This window comes from Niveispirillum fermenti, from assembly GCF_048066175.1.
Taxonomy (GTDB): Bacteria; Pseudomonadota; Alphaproteobacteria; order Azospirillales; family Azospirillaceae; genus Niveispirillum; species Niveispirillum fermenti.
Genome location: NZ_JBLTXA010000004.1, coordinates 217,809 through 235,744 on the forward strand (window position 1 = coordinate 217,809; position 17,936 = coordinate 235,744).

General features: G+C 65.5%; 17 protein-coding genes. 7 read left to right on the top strand and 10 right to left on the bottom strand.

The features are described from left to right. Positions 1-129 precede the first annotated feature (129 nt). Positions 130-1,359, top strand: a complete 1,230-nt coding sequence (locus tag ACM9LZ_RS06110; RefSeq protein ID WP_416618462.1) for an SLC13 family permease — start codon at positions 130-132, stop codon at positions 1,357-1,359. Between the two features lie 19 nt (positions 1,360-1,378). On the opposite strand, the gene amt is transcribed toward ACM9LZ_RS06110, so the two are convergent. After that, on the bottom strand, positions 1,379-3,514 hold the full coding sequence (gene amt / locus ACM9LZ_RS06115; RefSeq protein WP_416618463.1) for an ammonium transporter: 2,136 nt from the start codon (positions 3,512-3,514) through the stop codon (positions 1,379-1,381). 58 nt (positions 3,515-3,572) lie between these two features. On the opposite strand from amt, the gene ACM9LZ_RS06120 reads away from it, so the two are divergent. Both ACM9LZ_RS06120 and ACM9LZ_RS06125 read left to right on the top strand, forming a co-directional pair. Further along, on the top strand, positions 3,573-3,734 hold the full coding sequence (locus ACM9LZ_RS06120; RefSeq protein WP_416618464.1) for a hypothetical protein: 162 nt from the start codon (positions 3,573-3,575) through the stop codon (positions 3,732-3,734). Positions 3,735-3,751: 17 nt separating this feature from the next. Continuing rightward, positions 3,752-4,171 carry a VOC family protein gene (locus ACM9LZ_RS06125; RefSeq protein WP_416618465.1) on the top strand — a complete coding sequence of 140 codons (420 nt, stop codon included), beginning with the start codon at positions 3,752-3,754 and terminating at the stop codon, positions 4,169-4,171. Positions 4,172-4,273: 102 nt separating this feature from the next. Here the strand turns inward: ACM9LZ_RS06125 and panC are convergent, their stop codons facing one another. From panC to ACM9LZ_RS06155, 6 genes are all read right to left on the bottom strand, one after another. Further along, positions 4,274-5,113, bottom strand: a complete 840-nt coding sequence (panC, locus tag ACM9LZ_RS06130; protein WP_416618466.1) for a pantoate--beta-alanine ligase — start codon at positions 5,111-5,113, stop codon at positions 4,274-4,276. Between the two features lie 74 nt (positions 5,114-5,187). Beyond that, entirely contained in the window at positions 5,188-5,628 is a 441-nt protein-coding gene (locus ACM9LZ_RS06135) for a nuclear transport factor 2 family protein (RefSeq protein ID WP_416618467.1), read from the bottom strand. Between the two features lie 42 nt (positions 5,629-5,670). Beyond that, the gene (locus ACM9LZ_RS06140) at positions 5,671-6,429 is read right to left on the bottom strand and encodes an SDR family NAD(P)-dependent oxidoreductase (RefSeq protein ID WP_416618468.1); all 759 of its coding nucleotides are present in this window, start codon (positions 6,427-6,429) and stop codon (positions 5,671-5,673) included. An 80-nt stretch (positions 6,430-6,509) separates the two neighbouring features. After that, on the bottom strand, positions 6,510-8,111 hold the full coding sequence (locus tag ACM9LZ_RS06145; RefSeq protein ID WP_416618469.1) for a tetratricopeptide repeat protein: 1,602 nt from the start codon (positions 8,109-8,111) through the stop codon (positions 6,510-6,512). Between the two features lie 91 nt (positions 8,112-8,202). Beyond that, entirely contained in the window at positions 8,203-9,741 is a 1,539-nt protein-coding gene (locus tag ACM9LZ_RS06150; RefSeq protein WP_416618470.1) for a cryptochrome/photolyase family protein, read from the bottom strand. After that, entirely contained in the window at positions 9,738-10,442 is a 705-nt protein-coding gene (locus ACM9LZ_RS06155) for a DUF6134 family protein (RefSeq protein WP_416618471.1), read from the bottom strand. The genes ACM9LZ_RS06150 and ACM9LZ_RS06155 overlap by 4 nt, the downstream gene beginning before the upstream one ends. 184 nt (positions 10,443-10,626) lie before the next feature. On the opposite strand from ACM9LZ_RS06155, the gene ACM9LZ_RS06160 reads away from it, so the two are divergent. Together ACM9LZ_RS06160 and ACM9LZ_RS06165 are read left to right on the top strand one after the other, a co-directional pair. Then, positions 10,627-11,139, top strand: a complete 513-nt coding sequence (locus tag ACM9LZ_RS06160; protein ID WP_445376462.1) for a Fur family transcriptional regulator — start codon at positions 10,627-10,629, stop codon at positions 11,137-11,139. Positions 11,140-11,226: 87 nt separating this feature from the next. After that, complete coding sequence (locus ACM9LZ_RS06165) at positions 11,227-12,468, top strand: CobW family GTP-binding protein (RefSeq protein WP_416618472.1); 1,242 nt, start codon at positions 11,227-11,229, stop codon at positions 12,466-12,468. Between the two features lie 52 nt (positions 12,469-12,520). Here the strand turns inward: ACM9LZ_RS06165 and ACM9LZ_RS06170 are convergent, their stop codons facing one another. Further along, positions 12,521-13,588, bottom strand: coding sequence for an NAD(P)/FAD-dependent oxidoreductase (locus ACM9LZ_RS06170; protein ID WP_416618473.1), 1,068 nt, complete (start codon positions 13,586-13,588; stop codon positions 12,521-12,523). Beyond that, positions 13,585-14,295, bottom strand: a complete 711-nt coding sequence (ctrA, locus tag ACM9LZ_RS06175; protein WP_416618474.1) for a response regulator transcription factor CtrA — start codon at positions 14,293-14,295, stop codon at positions 13,585-13,587. Before ctrA ends, ACM9LZ_RS06170 begins: the two co-directional genes overlap by 4 nt. A gap of 168 nt (positions 14,296-14,463) precedes the next feature. Here ctrA and fliI point away from each other — a divergent pair, with 168 nt between their 5' ends. After that, a complete protein-coding gene (fliI, locus tag ACM9LZ_RS06180) occupies positions 14,464-15,789 on the top strand; it encodes a flagellar protein export ATPase FliI (protein WP_416618475.1) in 1,326 nt (441 codons plus the stop codon). Beyond that, positions 15,789-16,229 carry a flagellar export protein FliJ gene (locus tag ACM9LZ_RS06185; protein ID WP_416618476.1) on the top strand — a complete coding sequence of 147 codons (441 nt, stop codon included), beginning with the start codon at positions 15,789-15,791 and terminating at the stop codon, positions 16,227-16,229. The genes fliI and ACM9LZ_RS06185 overlap by 1 nt, the downstream gene beginning before the upstream one ends. Before the next feature lie 32 nt (positions 16,230-16,261). Here the strand turns inward: ACM9LZ_RS06185 and ACM9LZ_RS06190 are convergent, their stop codons facing one another. Beyond that, entirely contained in the window at positions 16,262-17,839 is a 1,578-nt protein-coding gene (locus ACM9LZ_RS06190; protein WP_416618477.1) for an ABC transporter substrate-binding protein, read from the bottom strand. Positions 17,840-17,936: the final 97 nt, after the last annotated feature.

Below are 17,936 nucleotides of genomic sequence, written 5' to 3' on the forward strand. Positions count from 1 at the left end.
CCCGAAACGCCGGGGCCTATCGCGGCGGCGGTCCGTGACGTCGCGCAGCGTCCGCCTCCAAATTCCCGTGGCTCCGTGTCGCCCGACGTTGTACGCCAGGGAACGTCATTCCTTCCGCGGCGGCGCTCCATGACCCTGCTGATCCTTGCGATTTTCGTGCTGGTGTATCTGGGCATGGCCATCGGCCGGTTTCCCGGCTTGCAGATCGACCGCACCGGCATCGCCTTGCTGGGGGCGGTCATACTGGCGCTTGCCGGGGCCATGCCGGCGGATGCGCTGGGGGCGGCCGTTGATTACCCGACCCTGTTCATATTGCTGGGTCTGATGATTCTGTCCGCGCAGTTCGAACTGGCGGGGTTCTATGGCTGGTGCGCCATCCGGCTGGCGCAGACCGCCCACGGTCCCGTGGCGTTGCTGGCGCTGGTGGTGGCGGTGGGGGGCGGGCTCTCGGCCGTGCTGGCCAATGATGTGGTGGTCTTCGCCATGACGCCGCTGCTCTGCGCGGGGCTGGCGGCGCGGGGGCTGGATGCCCGGCCCTATCTGATCGCGCTGGCGGGGGCGGCGAATGCCGGATCGGCGGCCACCATCATCGGCAATCCGCAGAACATCCTGATCGGGCAACTGGGCCGTCTGGATTTCTGGCCCTTCCTGGCGGCCTGCGGCGTACCGGCGCTGCTGGGCATGGTTTGCGTCTTCGCCACCGTCGCCTGGGTCTGGCGCGGCCGGCTGGAACTGCTCCGCACCGCTCCCCTGCCTCTGGCCCCGCCGGATCTGGACCTGTGGCATCTGAAAAAGGCGCTGCTGGCGACGGTGGCGCTGCTGGTCTTCTTCGCCACACCCCTGCCGCAGGAAGAAGGGGTTCTGGCCGTGGCGGCGGCCATGCTGGTCAGCCGCCGCTTCGCCAGCCGGCGGATGCTGGGGCTGGTCGACTGGCATCTGCTGGTGCTGTTCGCCGCCCTGTTCGTGGTGACGGCGGCGCTGGCCCGCACCGGCTTGCCGGGGGATCTGGTGCAGCGCCTGGCCGATGGCGGATGGCCGCTGGACCGGCTTTCGGTGCTGGCCCCCCTGTCGCTGGTGGCCAGCAACAGCATCGGCAACGTGCCGGCCGTGCTGCTACTGATGCAGGTCTGGCCCAGCCCGCCGGAAGGCGCGCTTTACGCCCTGGCCGTGCTGTCCACATTGTCGGGCAACCTTCTGCTGCTGGGCAGCCTGGCGAACCTCATCGTGGTGGAGCGGGCCGCGGCCAGTGGTGTCAGGCTGGGCTTTGCCGACCATGCCAGGTGCGGCATCCCCATGACGCTGGCCTCGCTGGTGCTGGCCATCGGCTGGCTGTGGTTCATGGGGCATGCCGGCATGTGATGCCGGGACCCTGCAGGGATCAGACGGCCCTTCTCTCCGCCGGCGATGCGGCGGTGTCGATCGTGCGGTCGATGGGGAAGCGGATATGGATGGTGGTGCCCCGGCCCAGCGCCGTCTGGATGACCAGGGTGCCGTCATGCAGCCGCGCCAGCGCGTTGACCAGCGACAGGCCCAGCCCCGATCCGCCATGGCCCTTGGTCAGCCCGCCTTCCAATTGTGTGAAGGGTTCCAGCGCCTTCGGGATCAAGGACGGGTCCATGCCGATGCCCGTGTCGGCGACCGACAAGCATAGCCGGCGGTCGGGTTCCAGCACGGCGATGATGCGCACCTGCCCCCCGGCCTGGGTGAACTTCACGGCATTGCCGACCAGGTTGATCAGGATCTGCCGGACGGCACGTTCATCGGCCAGCAGGGCGGGGATATCGCCCTCCACATCCATGTGCAGCCCCAGGGACCCCGCCTCCGCCAGTGGCAGCATCAGGCGATGCACGCCGCGCACGATGCGGCGCAGGTCCAGCGGCTGCTCGTTCAACTGGAACTTCCCCGCCTCCAGGCGGGAGAAATCCAGCACGTCGTTGACCAGCGCCAGCAGGTGCTTGCCGCCCTCGTGGATATCGCGGGCATGCTCGACATAGCGCTCATCGATCCCGCCATAGGCCTGGTCGGCGATCAGGTGGGAAAAGCCGATGACGGCGTTCAACGGCGTGCGCAATTCATGGCTCATCGTGGCCAGGAACTGCGACTTGGCGATGTTGGAATTCTCCGCCTCAACCTTGGCCCGGCCCAACTCGTCCAGCAGCAGGGAATGGCGCTGGATCTCCTCCGTCACGCGGCCGATGACGCGGTTGTACTGCGCGGCGATCAGTTCGACGTCGGACTGGGGTTCCACATGCACGGGCCGGTCGAACTTGCCCTCCTGACGGTGGCGCTCCATCTCCGCCGCCAGGTCCAGCATGGGGGAGGTGGCGCCATGCTCGGCCACGTTCAAACCCAGCCGCTCGGACTCGATATCGATGCGCAACGGATAGATGCGGTTGATCACGTAAAGCAGCAGGAAGCCGGTGGTGAAGGCGAACGCGCCACAGGCCACGACGCCCAGCGCCTGTACCTGCAACTGCTCCCACCGGGACAGGCCCGTGCCGAACAGGGTGACGTCACCGAACAGGGCCACGGCCAGCGTGCCCCAGATGCCGGCGAACAGATGCACCGGTACGGCACCGACCGCATCATCGATACGCAACCGGTCCAGCAGTGCGGCCCCCGCGATGACGATGACGCCGGCTATGGCGCCGATCAGGGCCGCGGCCGATGTCTCCACAACGATGGCGCAGGCCGTGATGCCGACAAGTCCACCCAGGATACCGTTGAGGAAATGCTCCACCCTTGGCTTCGGCTCCATCAGCACGGACAGGAAATGCCCGGCCAGCCCGCCCGCGCAACCGGCAACGATGGTGTTCAGCAGCACGCCGGGCGCCTTGTCCAGGTCGCCCATCACCGACCCGCCATTGAACCCCAGCCAGCCGAACCAAAGCACCAGGACCCCCGATGCCGCCATGGTCAGGTTGCTGCTGCCCATCGATCGCACGCCCTGGTTATAGCGTCCCGTCCGCGGTCCGATGATCAGCAATGCCGCCAGTGACAGCCAGCCGCCCACCGAATGGACAACGGTTGAACCCGCGAAATCGATGAAGCCCAGGCGTGACAGCCAGCCCTGGCTGTCCATGCCTGCCAGCCCGCCCCAGGCCCAATGCCCGAAAATGGGATAGATCAGGGCCGACAGCAGGGCGGACACAATGATGTAGCTGCCATAACCCATCCGTTCGGCAACGGCGCCGGAAACGATGGTCGTGGCGGTGCCGCAGAACACAAGCTGGAACAACATGAAGACCAGCGGGGTGGCGGGGTCTAGATGATCGGGCATCAGATGTCCGGTGCCGATCAGACCCAGCCAGCTCGGCCCGAACATCACGGCATAGCCGAACAGCCAGAAGACAAAGCCGGCAATGCAGAAATCCATGACGTTCTTGATGGCGACATTGATGGAATTCTTGGCCCGGACGAAGCCGACCTCCAGCAGGCAGAATCCCAATTGCATGGCGAAGACCATGGCGGTCGCCGTCATTACCCATATATGAACGACCGGATCGCTCGTCATCCACGTCCCCGCCGGGCCTTGCCCCCTCCCATCAGGGGGCGGACCGGAAATTTTGTTGATGGTCTTCGACCACAAGGATTACTTCCATGCCAGCATGGATCATGCTGCATTGCAATCGAACTTTTTCGCCGTTTTTGTGGGAAACGGTCCGTCCCGGCACATCCAAGGGGTGGGATATGGCACCGGTTTCCCCCATCTTACCGGCATCCCTTTCCGCTAACCCATGGATATGAAACCATGAAGTATCTGCATACGATGGTCCGTGTGACCGACCTGGCCCAGTCGCTGGAATTTTACTGTGACAAACTGGGCTTGAAGGAATTGCGGCGTATGGAGAACGAGGCCGGGCGTTTCACCCTGGTCTTCCTGGCGGCCGATGAAACGCCGGATGCGCAGGTTGAACTGACCTACAATTGGGACCCGGAAACCTATGGCGGGGGCCGCAATTTCGGCCATCTGGCGTTCGAGGTGGATGATATCTACGCCACCTGCCAGTCGCTGATGGACAAGGGTGTTACCATCAACCGCCCACCGCGTGACGGGAACATGGCCTTCATCCGCTCGCCCGACAATATCTCCATCGAGCTTTTGCAGAAGGGCAAGCCGCTGCCCAGACAGGAACCCTGGGCCAGCATGGCGAATACCGGGGTCTGGTAAGGGACGGACGGCCATTGCGGGCGGGCGGGGCGCGACCCCGCCCGCCCGCCCGCAATGGCGGGGCGACGCGCTCACATGGCCAAATTGTCCGCCCCCGGTTTGTCAGACGGCCATATTGTCCAGAAGCCGCACCGCGCCCAGGCGGGCGGTGCAGATCAGCCGGCCGGGACCGGGCTGGTCCAGCGGTTCCAGCGTGGCGGCATCGACCAGGGCCAGATAATCCACGGCGGCGAAGCCGGCGGCCAGCAGGGTGGCGGTTCCGGCCTCCAGCGCCGGTGCCACGGGCGCCCCGCCGCGCAGCGCTGCCACCACGTCACGCATCACTTGATTCAACCGCACGGCCACCTGCCGCTGTTCGGCGGACAGATAGGCATTGCGCGAGGACAGGGCCAGCCCGTCGGTTTCCCGCACGGTGGGAACCCCCTCGATGGTGACGGGAATATCCAGGTCGCGGACCAGTTGCCGGATGGTGCAAAGCTGCTGATAGTCCTTTTCCCCGAAACAGGCGAGATCGGCCCCGGCCTGCAGCAGAAGCTTGGTCACGACCGTGGCCACGCCCTGGAAATGGCCGGGCCGGCACGCCCCTTCCCACCGGCGGGTGACAGGCCCGAGATCGATCGTGGCGGCGAAACCGGCAGGATACATGACATCGACCGTCGGCGCGAACAACAGGTCGCAGCCGGCGGAAGCCAGCTTGGCCGCGTCCCCGCCCTCGTCCCTGGGATAGCGGCTGAAATCCTCGCTGGGGCCGAATTGGGTCGGGTTCACGAAAACGGATGCCACCACCCGGTCGGCCAGTTCCCGTCCGCGGCGCACCAGCGTCAGGTGCCCTTCATGCAGGGCGCCCATAGTGGGGACCAGGGCCACGCGCTCCCCCTGGCGGCGCCAGCCGGCGACATGCGCACGCAGATCGGCGACGGTGCGGACGATGGGAAGGGTCATGGTCTTCGCTCTCAACGGCCGGAAGGTGGGCGACGGCATAGGGAGGTATGCATTCCGCCCGCCCGCCACAAGCGCTATTCCGCCATACGGGCCCTGATCTTGCGCATCACCCAGCCCAGAACGGGCAGTTTCTCATAGAACTGGCCGGCGGCGTCCCAATGGTCGATATGGCTGGTCACCTGCCCCGCCATGTCGAATCGCACTTCCGACATACCCTCGATCGTGGCGGGGCGCGGCTGGCCCCGGCGGCGGAACACAAAGCCCCAGCGCAGATAGGCCGTCTGTTCCGACAGCGCATGGTCGCGAACGATGAACCGCGGCTGCTCCACCATCTGGAACATATGCGCGAACACGGCCTTCATCCGGTCGCGTGACCGGAAATCATTGAACGGGTCCTTGAAATGCACATCGGGCGTGGCAAGCCGGTCCAACCTGGAAACGGTTTCCGGCCGTAATTCCTGGTAGAAGCGAATATAGCCTGCCAATGCCTGTTCCACCGGGATCTGTCCGTTCACCGCCATCCGTGGGTCCGATTCAAGCCGTTCCTGCCACCCGCCCTATTTTGGCATAATTCTGCAGGCCAGCATGAAATACAGCGCATCGGGAAACCGGCGCAACAGCAGAAGCGGCCAGGTGAAGCGGCGCGGGAAGGTTATTTGGAAACCGTTACCTTTTAGTCCCGCCACCAGCCGGGCCGCCGCCCGTTCCACAGGCATCAGGAAGGGCATGGGAAAGTCGTTGCGGTCGGTCAGGGGCGTCTTGATGAAGCCGGGACAGACCAGTTGCGTCTTTATGCCGTGCCGTTCCACATCCAGCTTCAGGCTTTCGGCCAGGTTGATCAGCGCGGCCTTGGACGCGCCATAGGCCAGCGAGCGGGGCAGGCCGCGATACCCCGCCACGCTGGAAACGATCACGACATGGCCCTGCCGCCGCCCGATCATGCCGGGCAGGATGGCGGCCAACGAATTGACGACACCCATCAGGTTGACATCCATGGTGCGGCCGAACTGGGCGGGGTCCAGGTCCCGTGCGGCGTCGGGCCGATAGGTGCCGGCATTCAGCACGGCCAGTGCCACCGGCCCGTGCGCTGCCAGCACTGCCTTCACCCCCGCCGCGTCCGTGACATCCAGCGGCGCGGGAATGATCCGGCCCGGCCCCGCGGTCCTGGCCGCCAGCGTCGCCAGCGCCGCGGCGCCGCGCGCACTGGCCAGCACGGTCCACCCCTCTGCCGCCAAGGCCAGCGCCACATGTTCCCCGATGCCGCTGGAGGCGCCGGTCACCCAGGCAAGGCTGTCGGTGGGGGTGGGGGTATGCATCGGTACGGTCCTGTCGGTCGGTGTGAACGGCACGGGGAACGACATAGCCCCGCCGGCCCCGAAGAAAAGCCGGCGCCCCGCTATTTCTCCAGCGCTCGAACCTGCCTGTCGTACAAACGCTCGGCTTGCTGCCATTTTTGATTGGCCGGAAACCGGGCCAGCAGCATGATCATGATGTCCCGCGCTTCCTCAAAGGCCTTGCGCGCGCGCACCCTGTCTCCCTTTCTGGCCAGGACCGAACCCAGGTAGGCATTGTTGATCGAGAGATCACGCTGCCATTGGAGATGTGTCGGTTGCTTGTCCACCAGGCCCTTGCGAATGGTGACCCCCTGTTCGTAGGCTGCCAGGGCACCATCAAGGTTGCCTTTCGCTAAAAGGGTGGCGCCGATCTTGTTGTGAATGACGGACAGGTCATGTTGCCATTGCAAATGATCAGGCCTGCTGCGTGCCAGATTGTCCGCTATGATCAGGCTGGAACCATAGGATTCCAAGGCAGCGTCCAATTTCCTCAGTGCGCGAAGCGTATCGCCGACCCTTTCATGACTGATCGACAAATCCCGTTGCCAATGCGTGTTGGCTGATTGATCGACCAGTTTCCGGGCGAGGGATAAACCCTGACGGTAGGACGTCAAGGCCCCCTCATAATCCCGGCCCGCCAGTTGTATTGCTCCGATGCGATTGTGGATGACTGATAATTCTCGTTGCCATTCAAGGTCGTCGGGGCTTTGCTCGCCACGCTGGAAGGCGATGGCCGACGCGGCATCGAAATGTTGTCTGGCCCTGGCATTATCCTTTTCCAGTGCCGCGATATCTCCAAGCCGTATCAGCGCCCAATAGCGATCATAGGAAAGGTCTGCGGCGGGCGTGAGATCCACCGCCCGCCGGAACTTTTCGTGCGCATAGGCCAAGTCCCCGCTGTCAAAGGCAAAATCCCCGGCGTAAACCAGCCCCTGTACATTGTCCGGATCAAGGGCCACAGCCTGCTTATAGGCCGTGAGGGCACGCATCGGGTCGGCTGGGCCCGTGATGGCGCCAAGGTGTCGAAAGGCGGCCGCGGCCTGATGATTTCGGGTCTCCGCATCTGCCTTCTGCGCTTCCGCCTCTTTTTCGAACAAGGCACGGGCGGCGGTGATGTCGCCCCGGTTCAGATGGTCCAGTGCGGCCGCCATGCGCTGGTTGCCGGCTGCGGCACCGGTGACGGCGGCAGTGATGGCACTTTCCTGGCCTTGCCTGAAAATGGGTGAAGTATCGCTATGCTGGGACTGCAAAATATCCAGGATATGTTGCTGGCCCTTCAGGGTATGCTGTTGGGATTGCTCGATCCGCGCCGCTGCCTCTTTCAAATCGCCCAACTGGCCTGTCATCGCGTCAAAGAAGCCGCGCTCCTGCTCCCCGCTGGAGATATGGGCGAAATGTAACCCCCCGGACATGGGGGCGATGATAATCGCGTGGGCCAGAACGGCCCGGCATCCCGCAGCCCGAGGGGGGCGGCATCCGGCGATGACGGCGGCCAGGATGGCAGCGGCCATTGCCGTGATCATGAGCCATAGGGCAATGGGTGCAAGCAGGGTCAAGGCATCAGCGATCAGGCCCAGCAATGTGGCGAAGGCGGCCACTTGCTTCCATCGCTCCTGAAGCGCCTTGACTATAAGGGGAAACTCGCTGTTTGCCACCTTCCACATGTGCAGAATGCCCGCATCAGGTGATCATCTTTTAAAGAATGACTCTCCTGGGTTGACGATGGCAAGTGTGTGATTGGATGAAATTTATATTTCAGTATCCTCCTGCAATTCCGCTCCGAAACCGCTCCGCCTGCTGGCGGATGGCATCGCGCCGGGCCGGGGCCATGGCGTCCAGGCCCTTGTAGGCCAGGCCCATGCGCGGGTTGGCGCGCAGCAGGGCTGCGTTCTCCATCAGGAAATTCCAGTAGAGGAAATTGAACGGGCAGGCGCGTTCCCCCTCTGCGGTGGTGACATCGAAGTGGCAATGGCTGCAATAGTCGGACATGCGCTGGATGTAGCGGCCGCTGGCGGCATAGGGTTTCGACCCCAGCAGGCCGCCATCGGCATGCATCACCATGCCATGAACGTTGGGCAGTTCGACCCAATCATAGGCATCGGCATAGACCGCCAGATACCATTGCTCGATCTGTGCCGGCTCTACCCCCAGCAGCAGGGCGAAATTGCCGGTCACCATCAGGCGCTGGATATGGTGGGCATAGGCGTGGCGCCGGGTCTGGCCGATCACCTGTGCCATGCAATTCATGGATGTCCGCCCCGTCCAGTAGAAATCCGGCAGGGCCCGCTGCGCCCCGAGCGCGTTGGTGTCGGCATAGGCCGGCATTTTCAGCCAATAGATGCCGCGGACATATTCGCGCCAGCCCAGGATCTGCCGGATGAAGCCTTCCGCGGCGTTCAGGGGGGCGTGGCCGCGATGAAAGGCGTCGGCCGCCGCCGCCACGACCGCGCGCGGGTCCAGCAGGCCGGCATTGATGTAGGGTGACAGGACGGAATGGAACAGCGTTTCCTGCCCCGTCGCCATCGCGTCCTGATAGTCACCGAACCATGGCAGGGCATGAAGGATGAAATGGTTCAGCGCCTGCCGGGCCCCTTCCGCCGTGACGGCATAGGCGAAGCTCTCCAGCGTGCCGAAATGCCCGCCGAACCGGTCGGCCACCAGGGCCAGAACGTCGCGCGTGATGGTGTCGGGCGGTTCGCGGAATGGTTCGGGGATGCGCAGGCCCTTAGGCAGCGGCTTGCGGTTCTGCGCGTCGAAATTCCATTGCCCGCCCAAAGGCTTTCCGTCCGGGTCCATCAGGATGGCATGGGTGCGCCGCATCTCCCGATAAAAGAACTCCATCCGCAATTGCCGGCGACCCTCGGCCCAGGCACGGAACCGGGCGATGGGGCAGAAGAACCTGTCATCTTCCCGCACCTCCACGGGCACGGGCAGTTCGCGCTGCCATTGCCGCATCTGCTTCCAGACCCGCCACTCGCCCGGAAAGGTGACGATCACCCGCTCCGGTTGCCAGCGGTCCACAGCGCGGGCCAATTCACCGCCCAGCGTGCCGGTATTGTCCGGATCGTCCAGGCGGACATAATCGACGGCGATGCCGCGGGCGGCCAGATCGGCCGCGAAATGGCGCATGGCGCTGAACAGAAAGGCGATCTTCTGCGGGTGGTGCGGAACATAGGTGGCTTCCGCCATCACTTCCGCCATCAGCACGCGGTCGCAGGCGGGGTCCAGCCCGCGCAGGCCGGCCAGCGAGGCGGAAAGCTGATCTCCCAGCGCCAGGCGCAGGCAACCTGTCATGACCGGTCGGCGGCGGGGGTGCCGCCATCGGCGCTGTCCAGAATATAATGGATATTCTGGCCCTTCGCCTCGAACCCCAGTGCCACCCAGCGGTCATTGATATCATACCAAAGGTCGATCCGGTCCGTGCTTCCGGGCGGATTGGACAGGATGTTGATACTGTGGTGGCGTGCCATCAGGGAGCCATCCGCCGTTTCCACATCCGTCTTTCCATGATTGTCGATGCGGACATCCATGACCAGCCCGCGCTGTGTATCCAGCAGCCGTGTCGCGCCTATTGTGGCGATGTTCCAATAGCTGGTGGGGATGATGTCGGCGGGGGCCGTGAAGCGGCCACGGCTGCCTTCCACCTGGAACCCCTCGGGGTTGGCCCGGCCATACACCTGATATTCCTCGCCATCATCGTCGGTCCGGGTATCGATCTCCACCAGCCGGCCCTGTTGCCAGACCTCCCGGTTCACATGCCGGTAGCGGTAGGCGGTGATGAAGGCGAGGCGGACTTCCAGGCGGATTTCCTTTTCCATGATCAGCCGGTCGCCATCCCGCGTGAAGCGCAGGCGATGGCTGCCCATCGGGCTGGCCTTTTTCCGGAATACGGAAAAATCCAGCCGGTCGCCGGCCGGTACAGCGGCCGCAGGCGCAGGCATGCGGAATGCCAGGGCCGCGGCGGCACCGGCAAGGACAAGACGGCGTGTCGGCATCGCGTGTTCCTCCCTGAACGCCTCGGGGGCTGGTCTCTGGCCTGGACGCCCGCTCCCGGCACCTCCCCTCTGGGAACTAGGGCGCGCGATGCCCATGTCGAGGGGGCTGACAGCAAACTGTCGATTTCCATTCCGCCGGGCCTTACACTCCGCCTGTTCCGCCGCCCTCTTCGTGAAATTATCCATGGCCCCCCACGCGCACGACCACGACGATATGTCCCGCCACGACCATGGTGCGACCCCGCGCCACGACCATGGTGCTTGTGTGAAGGATGCGCTGGCCCGGGCCGATGCGCTGTGCAACGACCGCGGCGTGCGGTTGACGCCGCAGCGCGCCCGCGTGCTGGAACTGGTCTGGTCCAGCCACAAGCCGCGCGGCGCCTATGCCATCCTGGAAGACATGTCGGCCGATGGGAAGCGGGTGGCGCCGCTGACCGTCTATCGCGCGCTGGATTTCCTGCTGGAGCAGGGGCTGATCCACCGGATCGAAAGCCAGAACGCCTTTGTCGGCTGTCCCGACCCCGGCACGGCCCATATGGGGCAGTTCCTGGTCTGCACCTGCTGCGGTGAGGCCACGGAACTGACCGATCCCCGCATCGCTGCCACCATCGCCGAAAGTGCTGCTGCCCAGGGCTTCGCCATCCAGCGCCAGACCGTGGAGGTATCGGGGATCTGCCCCGCCTGCCGCGACCATTGACGAAACCGCCCCCGGCGTCCCACATCTGTTGCATGAAAGGCCGGACGACCGGCCCGACCCCTTGCCCCTGTTGCCAGGAATAACGCCTTGTCCACGACCCAGACCCCGCCCAGCCCGCCGCCCCGCCTGCCCATTTCCGTCCTGACCGGGTTTCTGGGCAGCGGCAAGACGACGCTTCTGTCCCGCCTGATCCGCGATCCGGCCATGGTGCGCACCGCCGTGGTGATCAACGAGTTCGGGGAAGTGGGGCTGGACCATCTGCTGGTGGAACAGGCCGACGAGAATACGGTGCTGATGGATAGCGGCTGCCTGTGCTGCACCATCCGGTCGGATCTGGCCGAGACGCTGCGCGACCTTTACATGCGGCGCATGCGCGGCGACATCCCTGAATTCGACCGGGTGGTGATCGAGACGACGGGACTGGCGGACCCCGCCCCCATCCTGCACACGCTGATGACCGATCCGTTGATCGCCTCGCGCTTCCGGCTGGACGGGGTGGTGACCACCATCGACAGCGTCCACGGCATGAAGCAGTTGGACGAGCATGAGGAAAGCCTGAAGCAGGCGGCCGTGGCCGACCGCGTCGTGCTGACCAAGACCGACATCGCCGAGCCCGCCGCCGTGGACGCGCTGCGCCGTCGCCTGCACGACCTGAATTCCGGTGCCGTGCATGTCGATGCGCAAAAGGACCAGCACCTGCCCGTGCTGCTGTTCGATGCGGGCCTGTACAACCCGGCCACCAAGTCGATGGACGTGCAGCGCTGGCTGAAGGCGGAGGCTTATGAAGGCGGGCACGGCCACGACCATCAGCACGATCACCACCACAGTCATGACCATTGCGACCATGATCACGGCCATTGCCATCACGACCATGGTGACGCCGGCCACGAACACGGCCATGGCCACCATCATGACCATGGCCATCATGACCATGACCACGCGCATTGCGACCATGACCATGGTCATTGCACCCACGATCATGGCCATGGGCACCATCATCACGACGTCAACCGCCATAACGACAAGATCTCGTCCTTCGTGATCCGTGCCGAAAAGCCCCTGCCCTGGGACGCCCTGGTGACGTTCTTTGAAACGGTGGCCAAGGCGCAGGGCGACAATATCCTGCGCGTGAAGGGCCTGCTGAATGTCGAGGAGGCGGAGCGCCCCATCGTCATCCACGGGGTGCAGCACCTGTTCCATCCGCCCGTGCAACTGGATGCCTGGCCGACACAGGATCACAGCACCCGCATCGTGTTCATCGTGAAGGAACTGAGCCGCGAGACGGTGCAGGACCTGTTCGACAGCGTCGTGAACACCAAGGCGGCCTGACCGGACCCATGCCGCGGTAGGGCCGGATGGCTCCGGCCCCATTGGCGGTCCCTCACAGCAGCCAGCGCCCTTCTGCCCAGCGCAGGGCCCACAGTGCCATGCGCCCGAGGGTCCAATGCCGGCCCCGCCAGGCCAAGGCCTGTCCGCCCCCAAGGTCGATGAATTGCGGCGGCCGGCGGGTCGGGGCGGGGCGGGGTGACTGGCCCTGGGCCAGGGCTTCGATATTGCCGGCCAGGCTGGCCCAGCCGGGATGCCGGCCATCGGCCACCCGCACGGCCTCACCGCCGGCCAGCATCAGCGGCCGCCCCGCGACCTGCTGGAAATTGTCGGTCATCAGCAGGCCCGACGCATCAACCGTCAATCCGCTGCCCCGCAGCCAGTCGGGCCCGGCAGCACCTGTGGCATTGACGAACAGATCGAAGGCGATGCGGTCGCCGGTGGCCAGCACCGCCTCGTTTCCATCGACCCTGGCCACGGGGGCCATTTCCTGCAGGATGGCCCCGTGCGCGGCCAGCCTTTCCAGCACGCGCACCCCGGCCCGTTCGGGCAGGCCGGTCAGCAGCCGGCCGCGGGTCAGGATGGTGATGCCGACATGCCCGCCCAGCCGGTCGGCCAGGGCAATGACAGCCAGGGCCAGCGTGATGGCCGTGACGCCGCCCCCGGCAATGGTCAGTGCAATGACCCGGCCCGGATGCTGTTCGAACCGGGTCTCCAGCGCCGTGCGCAAGGCCAGGATTTGTGAAAGGGGGCGGGTGTCGTAACAGCGCGCATGGCCCTCCGTGCCGGGCAGGGGGCGCGTACCGGCCGGCGGGGCGATTGACACGATATCGAAATAAAGCGGGTCGCCCTCATGCCGGTGGACCATCCCGGCCTTCACGTCGATGCCCATGACATCGTCATCGATGCCGATCATGTCCGCGGCCCGGGCCATGTCCATGGCGTTCAGCAATGCCGCACCGGATGCGATGCGGCCCGACAGCATGGCGGGCACGGCCTCGGGCCAGACCATGCCGGCGGGAGAGAGCAGGGCGAGGTCGTGGCCACGCCGTTTCAGGTGAGACAGACGGGCCAGCAGCGGCGGCCTTGCATGGCCGCACCCCAGCAACAGGATACGGCTCACCCCGCGGCCTTCGCCGCGGCCGCCCCTTCCTGCGGGTCACGCAGCACATAGCCGCGGCCCCAGACCGTCTCGATGTAATTCTCGCCTTCGGTGGCGGTCGTCAGCTTCTTGCGCAGCTTGCAGACGAAGACGTCGATGATCTTCAGCTCCGGTTCGTCCATACCGCCATAGAGGTGGTTCAGGAACATCTCCTTGGTCAGCGTCGTGCCCTTGCGCAGGGACAGCAGCTCCAGAATGCCATATTCCTTGCCCGTCAGGTGCAGCGGCTGGCCTTCCACGGCCGCCGTCTTGGCATCCAGGTTGACGCTCAGCTTGCCTGTGCGGATGACGCTGTCGGAATGTCCCTTGGACCGGCGGATGATGGCCTGGACGCGCGCGATAAGCTCGCGCTTGTCGAAAGGCTTGGTCAGGTAATCGTCTGCCCCGAAACCCAGCCCCTTGATCTTGTTGTCCAGGTCCGACAGCCCCGACAGGATCAGAATGGGTGTGTTGACGCGCGCCTGACGAAGCCGGCGCAGCACCTCGTACCCGTCCATGTCAGGCAGCATCAGGTCCAGGATGATGATGTCATAATCGTAGAGCTTGCCAATCTCCAGCCCGTCCTCCCCCAGGCTGGTGGCGTCCACGATGTACCCGCCTTCGGCGGACAACATGAGCTGGATGCTTTTCTGCATCGCGGCATCGTCTTCGACCAGCAGGACACGCATGACAAGTTCCTCGGCATTCCGTGGGGCAGAAACCCATCTACGGCAGATAGGTTAACAGAGGCTCTACAGATATGCTATCGGACCAAAGGAATGGCCAGGGGGGTAGGTATATTCATTGGTATGTGCAACCCCCCGGCTTTGCGATTTTGTGGTAGGGTGCCTGTCGCCATGCTTGACCACGATCAGTTGCTGCAAGAGATCAACGCCCTGCCATCCTATGCCGTCTTCGGCCGGGTCACCTCCGTCCTGGGGATGATGGTGGAGGTGGGCGGGGTGGAACGCCGGCTTTCCATCGGCGGGCGCTGCCGCGTGATCACGCGCGGCGGCCGGCCGGTCCCGTGCGAGGTGGTGGGCTTCCGCAGCGGCCGCGCGTTGTTGATGCCGTTCGGCACGCTGGACGATATCGGCCTTGGCTGCCGGGCGGAGGTGGCGGAGGGGCAGGCATCGATCTATCCCACCCCGGCCTGGCTGGGCCGCGTCATCAATGCGCTGGGCCAGCCCATCGACGGCAAGGGTCCGCTGCCCCAGGGCGAGGTGCCCTTCCTGATCAAGGCCAGCCCGCCGCCGGCCCATGCCCGCAAGCGGGTGGGGGGAAAGATGGATCTGGGGGTGAAATCCATCAACACCTTCCTGTCCTGCTGCCGTGGCCAGCGTATGGGTATCTTCGCCGGGTCCGGCGTGGGCAAGTCCGTGCTGATGTCCATGCTGGCCAAATATACCGAGGCCAATATCAGCGTCATCGGCCTGATCGGTGAGCGCGGGCGCGAGGTGCAGGAGTTCCTGGAGCATGACCTGGGCGAGGAGGGACTGGCCCGCAGCGTCGTGATCGTCGCCACTTCCGACGAGCCGCCGCTGATGCGCCGGCAGGCGGCCTACATGACCTTCGCCGTGGCCGAATATTTCCGTGACCAGGAACAGGATGTGCTGTGCCTGATGGACAGCGTCACCCGTTTCGCCATGGCCCAGCGCGAGATCGGCCTGTCGGCGGGGGAGCCACCGACGACCAAGGGCTATCCGCCGACCGTGTTCGCCGAGCTGCCGCGCCTGCTGGAAAGGGCCGGTCCGGGCACGGGCAAAGGCACGATCAGCGGCCTGTTCACGGTGCTGGTCGAAGGGGGCGACATGGAGGAACCCATCGCCGACGCCGTGCGCGGCATCCTGGACGGCCATATCGTCATGGAACGCCGTATCGGGGAGCGCGGGCGCTATCCCGCCATCAACATCCTGCGCTCGGTCAGCCGTACCATGCCGGGGTGCAACACGCCGGAGCAGAACGCCCTGGTCGGCAAGGCGCGCCGCCTGATGTCTGCCTATTCCGACATGGAGGAGATGATCCGGCTGGGTGCCTATCGCCGGGGTTCCGACCCGCAGGTGGACGAGGCGATCCATTTCAACCCGGCGCTGGAGGCGTTCCTGCGCCAGGGCAAGGGGGAGCGCTGCACGCTGGACCAGGGGTATGAGGAACTGGCGGCCATCCTGGGCGGAGCCGGCTGATGAAGGACCTGAAACCCCTGATCCGCCTGAACCAGCGGGAGGTCGACGAACGCCGCCGCGTGCTGGTTCATTTGCAGGAGGCCGCACAGCGGCTGGCCGAGGAGCGGGAGGCGTTCGAGCGGCAGGTGGTGGAGGAACGGCAACTGGCCGCCACCGATCTTATGCTGGCCCGCGCCTATCCTCCCTTTGCCAAACAGGCCCTGATCCGGCGCGAAGCCTACGAGCATCGCGCCATCCTGCTGCTGCGGGAGATCGAAAAGGCCGAGGAGAGCGTGGCCGAGGCCTTTCGTGAATTGAAGAAGTTCGAGCAGGTGCAGGAGCAGCGCGACCTGGCCGCCAAGGAGGCCCGTCGCTATCGCGAAACCCAGATGTTCGACGAGGTCGCCTCCGTCCGCTTCGCCCGCCAGCAGGATGCGGCGGGGGAGGGGGAAGAGGCCTGACCCCTGACCCCTGACCCCCTGGGCCCGGTCTTTCAGTCGGGCGGCGGCGCGGCTGCTTCACAGGCCGGAACCGTGATCCGGCCGAAGGCGCGGGCAGTGTCGCGGGCCCGGATCTCCAGTCCCTGCCGATGGGCGACCAGATCACGGATATGCAGCAGCGGCACCATGGGCAGATCCGTTTCCAGAATGGCGGTGGCCTGCGCTGCCAGAGCCGGGATGCTGGCGGCCGTCGCCCCGCGGGACCGTAGCAGCAGGGTCTGCAATTCCTCGTTCCGGTACCCGCTGGGATTGATGGTGCTGTCCCTTTCCGGCGTGCCGGCAATGGCGGCATAGCCTTCCATGGCCGACCCCGCCGTCAGGCCCAGCCCGGCGAACATCATCTGGAAATCGCCGTCAATGATCCGCTGGCGCATCTCGCCCGCGGCAATGGATTGCACGGTCACCTGGATGCCCACGGCCCGCAGCAGACCTGCCAGGGCGTCGGCGACGCGCGGCCGGTCGGTGATCCGGGTCAGCGGCAACAGCAATTCCAGGGTCAGCCCGTCCGCATGTCCCGATCGCACCAGCAATTCGCGCGCGATGTCCGGTCGGGGCGGGCGGGTTAGTGGCCGGTCGGGCTGGTAACCTTCCATCCCGGGCTGTGCCAGTTGCCAGGCTGGCCCGGCCAATGTCTCCAGCCCGCGTTCCACCAGAAGGTGCCGGTCCACGGCCAGGGACACGGCGCGTCGGACATGCGGATCGGCCAGGGGATTGGCGCTGCCGTCCGGCAGGGCCGGGCGCAGATTGAAGGTCAGCAGCAATGTGCGGTCGGTGGGCAGTTCCGACAGGGCGAGATTGTGCAATCCCCGCAGATAGCGCTCATGGACCGGGGCGACATCCTCCATGATATCCACCTCGCCCGTCACCAGCAGCCGCAGCCGCTCGCGCGCGTCCGGTTCCTCCACCAGCACCAGACGCTGCCATGGCGGGCAGGCGGTCCAGCAAAGGGGTGACAGGGTCAGCAGGTGGCGGTCCTGCCGGCCGTCCGACCCCGCCGCCGGGATGAAGGGACCGCTGCCCGTCAGGTGACGGCCCAGTCCGGCCCGCACCCGATCCGGGTCGCAGCCCTGCGGCCCGCCTGCCGAGCCATCATCCGGGGCTTGCATGATGAAGGCCAGCGACAGGGCCGCCGGCAACAGACGGTAGGGTGCGGCAAGCACCAAGGTGATCTGCCCTGGCCTGCCGGCCGCCACGCTGACAAGGCCCAGCGGCTCGCGTCCGACATCGCGCGATACTTCCTGGAAACGGCAAAGGCTGTACGCCACGTCGCGCGGCGTCACGGGCTGGCCGTCGGCGAAGCGTGCGGCCGGGTCCAGCAGGAAGGTCCAGGTCAGATGGTCGTCACTGCGCCAGCTTGTGGCCAGACGGGGGGCCGTGGCGAACCCGTCGCGGGTGACCAGTGTATCGAAAACATGTTCATAATACTGGAAATCGGCGCCCGTGCGGGCCAGGTGGGGATCGGTGGCCGTCACCCCGCCGGACAGGGCGACGACCAGATCACGGCCGGCACCGGATGGTGGAGTTGCACCCGCCGGCCTGCCATCGGCCATCGCCACGGGAGGTGCGGGCACCGCCAGCAGCGCTGCAACAAACAGTCCGACCCTGGCAGCAGCGCACCCCAGCAAAACGGACCATCCGCGCCCATCTGGAAAACGCGAAATCATGCCC

Coding starts and splice junctions, on each gene's coding strand:
- ACM9LZ_RS06110 (WP_416618462.1), top strand. CDS start 130: ATGACCCTGCTGATCCTTGCGATTTTCGTGCTGGTGTATCTGGGCATG.
- amt (WP_416618463.1), bottom strand. CDS start 3,514: ATGACGAGCGATCCGGTCGTTCATATATGGGTAATGACGGCGACCGCC.
- ACM9LZ_RS06120 (WP_416618464.1), top strand. CDS start 3,573: ATGGTCTTCGACCACAAGGATTACTTCCATGCCAGCATGGATCATGCT.
- ACM9LZ_RS06125 (WP_416618465.1), top strand. CDS start 3,752: ATGAAGTATCTGCATACGATGGTCCGTGTGACCGACCTGGCCCAGTCG.
- panC (WP_416618466.1), bottom strand. CDS start 5,113: ATGACCCTTCCCATCGTCCGCACCGTCGCCGATCTGCGTGCGCATGTC.
- ACM9LZ_RS06140 (WP_416618468.1), bottom strand. CDS start 6,429: ATGCATACCCCCACCCCCACCGACAGCCTTGCCTGGGTGACCGGCGCC.
- ACM9LZ_RS06145 (WP_416618469.1), bottom strand. CDS start 8,111: ATGTGGAAGGTGGCAAACAGCGAGTTTCCCCTTATAGTCAAGGCGCTT.
- ACM9LZ_RS06150 (WP_416618470.1), bottom strand. CDS start 9,741: ATGACAGGTTGCCTGCGCCTGGCGCTGGGAGATCAGCTTTCCGCCTCG.
- ACM9LZ_RS06155 (WP_416618471.1), bottom strand. CDS start 10,442: ATGCCGACACGCCGTCTTGTCCTTGCCGGTGCCGCCGCGGCCCTGGCA.
- ACM9LZ_RS06160 (WP_445376462.1), top strand. CDS start 10,627: ATGGCCCCCCACGCGCACGACCACGACGATATGTCCCGCCACGACCAT.
- ctrA (WP_416618474.1), bottom strand. CDS start 14,295: ATGCGTGTCCTGCTGGTCGAAGACGATGCCGCGATGCAGAAAAGCATC.
- fliI (WP_416618475.1), top strand. CDS start 14,464: ATGCTTGACCACGATCAGTTGCTGCAAGAGATCAACGCCCTGCCATCC.
- ACM9LZ_RS06185 (WP_416618476.1), top strand. CDS start 15,789: ATGAAGGACCTGAAACCCCTGATCCGCCTGAACCAGCGGGAGGTCGAC.